General features: G+C 32.2%; 4 protein-coding genes. All 4 read right to left on the reverse strand.

Annotated elements, in window-relative coordinates:
• Positions 1-404: 404 nt before the first annotated feature.
• The 4 genes from EV194_RS16685 to EV194_RS16700 all read right to left on the reverse strand — a co-directional run bounded on the left by EV194_RS16685 (position 405) and on the right by EV194_RS16700 (position 4,188).
• Positions 405-1,517 (reverse strand): Fic family protein, encoded by a 1,113-nt coding sequence (locus tag EV194_RS16685; protein WP_132435656.1) that lies wholly within the window; start codon positions 1,515-1,517, stop codon positions 405-407.
• Between the two features lie 251 nt (positions 1,518-1,768).
• Positions 1,769-2,410, reverse strand: a complete 642-nt coding sequence (locus EV194_RS16690; protein ID WP_132435659.1) for a hypothetical protein — start codon at positions 2,408-2,410, stop codon at positions 1,769-1,771.
• 310 nt (positions 2,411-2,720) lie between these two features.
• On the reverse strand, positions 2,721-3,164 hold the full coding sequence (locus EV194_RS16695) for a hypothetical protein (protein WP_132435661.1): 444 nt from the start codon (positions 3,162-3,164) through the stop codon (positions 2,721-2,723).
• A gap of 175 nt (positions 3,165-3,339) precedes the next feature.
• The gene (locus EV194_RS16700) at positions 3,340-4,188 is read right to left on the reverse strand and encodes a hypothetical protein (protein ID WP_132435663.1); all 849 of its coding nucleotides are present in this window, start codon (positions 4,186-4,188) and stop codon (positions 3,340-3,342) included.
• Positions 4,189-5,519: the final 1,331 nt, after the last annotated feature.

The raw sequence follows: 5,519 nt of genomic DNA on the forward strand, positions 1-5,519 counted from the left end.
CTATTTTGCGAAGCCACGAAATATTCAGTTCGATATCCAAATTATTCCGTTATTGGATTTTAGTCGTTGTGCGAGTATAAAAATGATTTTCTATTCTGAATCTAAGGATTAATCTTTATTCAATTTTTTTTAATGTATTCTGGTCGTTTTAATATTGATATTCTGGTCGTTATGTTGTTAAAATAAATATTCTGGTCGTTAAATTTTTCAAAGCACTCAGTTTTTCTAATTGAATTGATTTTTTCCCTAATCTCTGTAAGAATTAATTTTAATTTTCTATAAATAAGGGATTTGCTTCAAAAAAATGGAGTGCCCCCCTAACGGTTATTTGTATGTGGCGGTTTTGCACACTCAAAACCATCTATAAACGTGAAAGATTCTGCAAAACTGACATATACAAAATGTTACCGCCTGGCATTTTTCAGTTCGTAATTTGTGCTTCTTCCACCGCTTGCTTCTTTCTGTAAAATATCCTTCTTCATTAAATCTTGAATATCTCGAAGAGCAGTATCCTGTGAGCACTTGTTAATTTTCGCCCATTTCGATGTCGTCAACTTTCCATCAAATCCATCAAGCAGTCTATTTATTATTTTTAGCTGTCTATCGTTGAGAATCGTGGTAGAATGGTTTTTCCAAAATTCTGCTTTGTGAAGTATTTTCGATAAAATTTCTGCGGTGGAGTCAATAGCATTTATTAAACATTGCAAAAACCACAAAATCCATTCTGTAATGTCTGAATTTCCTTTTTGTGTTTTTTCAAGTTTTTCATAATACTGTTTCCTTTCAACTCTAATTTGTGCAGACATACTGTAGAATCGCCTGACACTTTTGTCAGAACGTGCCAATGTCATATCTGTAATTGCTCTTGTAATTCTTCCGTTTCCGTCGTCGAATGGATGAATTGTCACGAACCACAAATGAGCAATAGCTGCCTTAAGAACTAAATCTATTTCATGCTCGTTTTCAAACCAGTCCAAGAATCTGTTCATTTCTGGTTCTATTCTGTCTGAATTTGGAGCTTGATAGTGAACTTTTTCTTTTCCCATAGGTCCTGACACAACTTGCATCGGACCCGTTGTATCTTTTCTCCAGTCGGCAACTGTAATTTTATATAGATTGCTCCATCCTGAAGGGAACAGTGCTGCATGCCAACCAAATAATCTGTCTTTGCTCAAAGGCACATCATATCTTTGAGTAGCGTCAAGCATCATTTCAACTATCCCGTCAATGTGACGTTCCGACTCCACTGCTCCTGCAATGTCAATTCCTAACCGACGTGCAATTGAAGAACGCACTTGTTCAATATCTAAAAATTCACCTTCAATTTCTGATGACTTAATAACATCTAAAGTAAGGGTGTTTAATACCGCTTCATTTTGTAAATCGAAACCAAGCGATTCCATTTTACCCAATAGTCTTCCTTGTAGATTTCTAACTTCACCAAGTTTTATCATCACTTTTTTATTGTCCCAAGTGAAGTCAGTCCAGTTTTCTTTCTCGTGTATATAAATCTTCATTCTACGCATATTGTGCGACAAATATACTGCTTATTCTCCGCAAAAGAAATTTTCTCCGCAATTATTGCATAGATTGCGAAGGTTAATCTCCGCACTATCGTTTTTTTGCTTGGCGGTAACGGTCACATATATGAAATGTTGGGGCTGCGGTGTGCGTCTTTGTCTGCCGTTACAAAAGTTGGTGCGGGGCAGAATGGTTCGTGTAAACATTTAAACCCCAATATTTTATATATGATGTTGTACCCATTTAATTATTTCAATCTTATTATCATTTCATTATCAGTAATATTCTCACAAAGAGATGGAGTCATGATGAAATTTTTAAAATCACCCATTGCATTGCCAAAAGACAAACACGAATCCTTGGTTAATAGCTCAATATAGTTGTCATGGTATGGTAATTCAAACTCAATAGTTGTTTTCTCAATTGGTATGTAAATATTTTCATTATCACATTCTCCATTAATAGGACAATCAAACTCTTTAAGTAATTCTTTATTGTGTAGGATTTTATTTCTGAGCACAATTAATTCTTCAAGTTTCTTAAAGGACGAGTGATTTTCATTCATACGGTATTTACCATTTGATATGATGAAAGGAGACATTAATAGTTTATTTTTAAAACCTAATCCTTTATATGATTCAAAATAAGCTTTGTATCCCTGATTGCCAAATTTGGCAATGCAATAATCAGCAAGAGTATAGTTCAATGAATATTCAAGTGTGGAAGCACATAATATTGTAAAAGCAAAGAATAGGTAATCGCTTTCTTTATCGTTCAATATATCTGTGTATGCAGACCTTAATTTTGAGAAATAAATTTCAGTTCCATTCCATAAATAGTAGCTTTTATTTCCTGTGAGATTAAATAAAATTCTTGCTGACGGTTGCATTTTTAAACTTTTATAGGTTTTGTTTTACTGAAAAATCATTACGTTTCTGAAAATATTTGGTGTCACAATTATTTCGTCAAAATAAATAAGTTCAATAGAATTATTCCTAATGGGATTAAAATAGTCCATGAAATTATCTTCTGAACATTAGTTAGTTCTACACTTCTTTGCATTTGAATTAATGAGATAATTAAAGCAATAGCTAAGAAAGCTCCCAAAATTATTTTAATAGGCTTATCTGTACTTGTAACAAAGATAATCATCACAAATACAGAACATATACCTATTAGATTGTGTCTTAAAGACCTACTCATCGTAAATTTTCATTAATGACAGCTGTGATTTCATTATAATTATCTAGTCTAGAGGGTATAAGAATTTCATGGTTGGTACTTTTTATCAGTAGTCCAGATTTTAATGTTTTTTGCTCCTTTATTTGATTGAAATTGATAATGACGGTTTTATCAGATGGGGTTTTTCTCTCAATACCATTTTCAGTTATTCGATAAACATTCTTCATTAGACTCTTTTTGTTGTTTTTATATCCAATAATTAGTCCAGTAACAACAGCAACAATACATATAATAATTGTCAAAACTAATATCAATGGATTATTAAAAAGAATACCATCATATTGATTATTTGCGATATAAAAGCCACCACTAATCCCAATTAGAAAAATAGGAGTTGAAGTAATCATTTGTGATTTAACTGTTTTTTCAGCATTACTATCAGAAAATCGATACTCTTTCATAATTCTATAGGTATTAGATGTTTTCGTTTTAATTGGGTACAACGGTCACATATATGAAATGTTGGGGTTTGCGGGCGTCATCACTGTCTGCCGTTACAAAAGTGGGTGCGGGGCAGAACGCTTCAAGTAACCACTTGCCCCCCCCCCAATATTTTATATATGATGTTGTACACCGTTATCTGTTTTTAATCATTTTTATATCTCTAGAGACAAGATGGTAACCACTCTCATTTCCAAATAGTTCAAACACGCTTATGTCAATATAGTCTTTATTTAAGTTGTCAATTTTAAGCAATATTTGGTCAATTCGAATAAACACTTTGTTTCCCCTTGTAATAATTTGCCATTCAAATTCATGCTCGTTAAACGTCACAAACTTTTCAGTAAAATTGAGCTTAACATTACCATGACTCCCCTCAAGAATATAATTATTTCCAACCAAAGTGTTTTTTAGTTTTCGTATATTTATTGATTTTTTATTTTCTAATCTTGAAAAACTCATAGGATGGGGCTTGCCAAAAATTAAGGAATCTTTATCTATTTTAGTCACTTCTATCCAATTTAATTCCCCCTCAGCAAGAAAGAAAACCCTACCATCTTTCAATTTCCATTTATCATGTATAAGTCTTGAATTTATAGCATTGTAAAGTATTGAATCATTAGCAAATTCAACTATTTCTGTACCAAGTTCGTTAATCCATTGGCCTGTGAATTTCTTTTTATATTCTTCTGAGTGGCGAATTTTAACAAATGAAAAGTCAAAATCCAAGGTTAAAGTGTCATTCTTAATATTGACCTTATAGCTTTGATTGTCACGCATTAATGTATCATTAGACAACTTCCAATTAACAACTTTTGATGTTTCAAACGGATTAAACCAAGAGATAACTAAACTGTCAGTGCGAAATTCATAGTATAAATAATTACGTGTATTCCTCCATTTCCCATAAAGAGAGGATTCTTCTAGCACTTGTGCATTTAAACCAAATGAAGTCAATAGGATTATTACAAATAGGTTTTTCATTTTCATTTTTTAATTATGACTAATATCAAGTACTATAATTTATAAGCTTCTTAAAATTCGCATGTTTCTTATGAGTTATTCTGCTATCTCTGTGGGTTAGAATGGTGTACAACGGTCACATATATGAAATGTTGGGGCTGCGGTGTGCGTCCTTGTCTGCCGTTACAGAAGCTGGTGCGGGGCAGAAAGGTTCGCGTAAACATCTAAACCCCAATATTTTATATATGATGTTGTACACAGGTACGATTTGTAAATCAATTCTTGAAAAAATCAATCTTAAAAATAGAAATTATCTGAAAATCTTATCGTTACTGACCTAAAATTCAATCTAAAAAATTTCGATTAGTCAGTAAGTCAGTAGGTTATGAACAATGCGAAATCCATATTATTCATCGAATTAGTCTAAATCTGACCTTTAAATAACTAATCTGAGTATCGAATTATCGCATATCAATCAATATTCTCCGTTAAAAATCTGGCAATGCTTTGATAGCCCTAAAAATCTAATTTTTCTCCGACGAACTCATTACTGCGTTCATTATTAATCTAAATGGCGAAGAGAAGTGGTTTTCTTATTGATAATCAGCTTTATAGTTATGAATTTTCATTCCGATTTCACGGTTTTATAAATCCAAAATCCAGTCGTTTTATAAATCAATCCGTTAAGTGTCGTAATCTCCGATGTCAATATTTAATCTATTCTTACCGTTATAAATCTATTCTGACAACTTTACAAAACTATAGAAATCAAATATTTCTCCGAAGAATTTAATAATCAGTACGTTTTCAATGAACTTGGCGAAGCAACGTGATATTCTTGTTGTTTAATAATCTTGTCGTTATAAATTATTTAATCCGTATTCGAAGCCTTAAAAATCAATATTTTAGATGTCTATAAACTCAATCTGTTAAAAATCAGTTAATTCATCGGGTTATTTTCTGTTTCTGCGTTTTTTGATGTCAGTAATTTTCGATATACGGTGAATCTTACATATCGTTAAAAATCAGGTAAATATCCAATCAATCAGTTCGTTGTTTTTACCACTAAATCAAAGACTTAATCTATGAAAATCTGCGCAATTTGTCTTTTTTTGAATTTCAGGTCTTAAAAACCAAAAAAATCATGAAAAAATCACTTTCTCAGATTTTCGCATAAATCAATCCGTTTTCTCTTCTTTTTTCGGTCTTAAAAATTTTCTTTGTTTCATAGAATTTACTTCGAAGTCGACTTGTGTACAACGGTCACATATATGAAATGTTGGGGCTGCGGTGTGCGTCTTTGTCTGTCGTTACAAAAGTTGGTGCGGGGCAGAAAGGTTCGTGTAAACATC

Source organism: Natronoflexus pectinivorans (assembly GCF_004345615.1).
GTDB classification, from domain to species: Bacteria; Bacteroidota; Bacteroidia; order Bacteroidales; family Marinilabiliaceae; genus Natronoflexus; species Natronoflexus pectinivorans.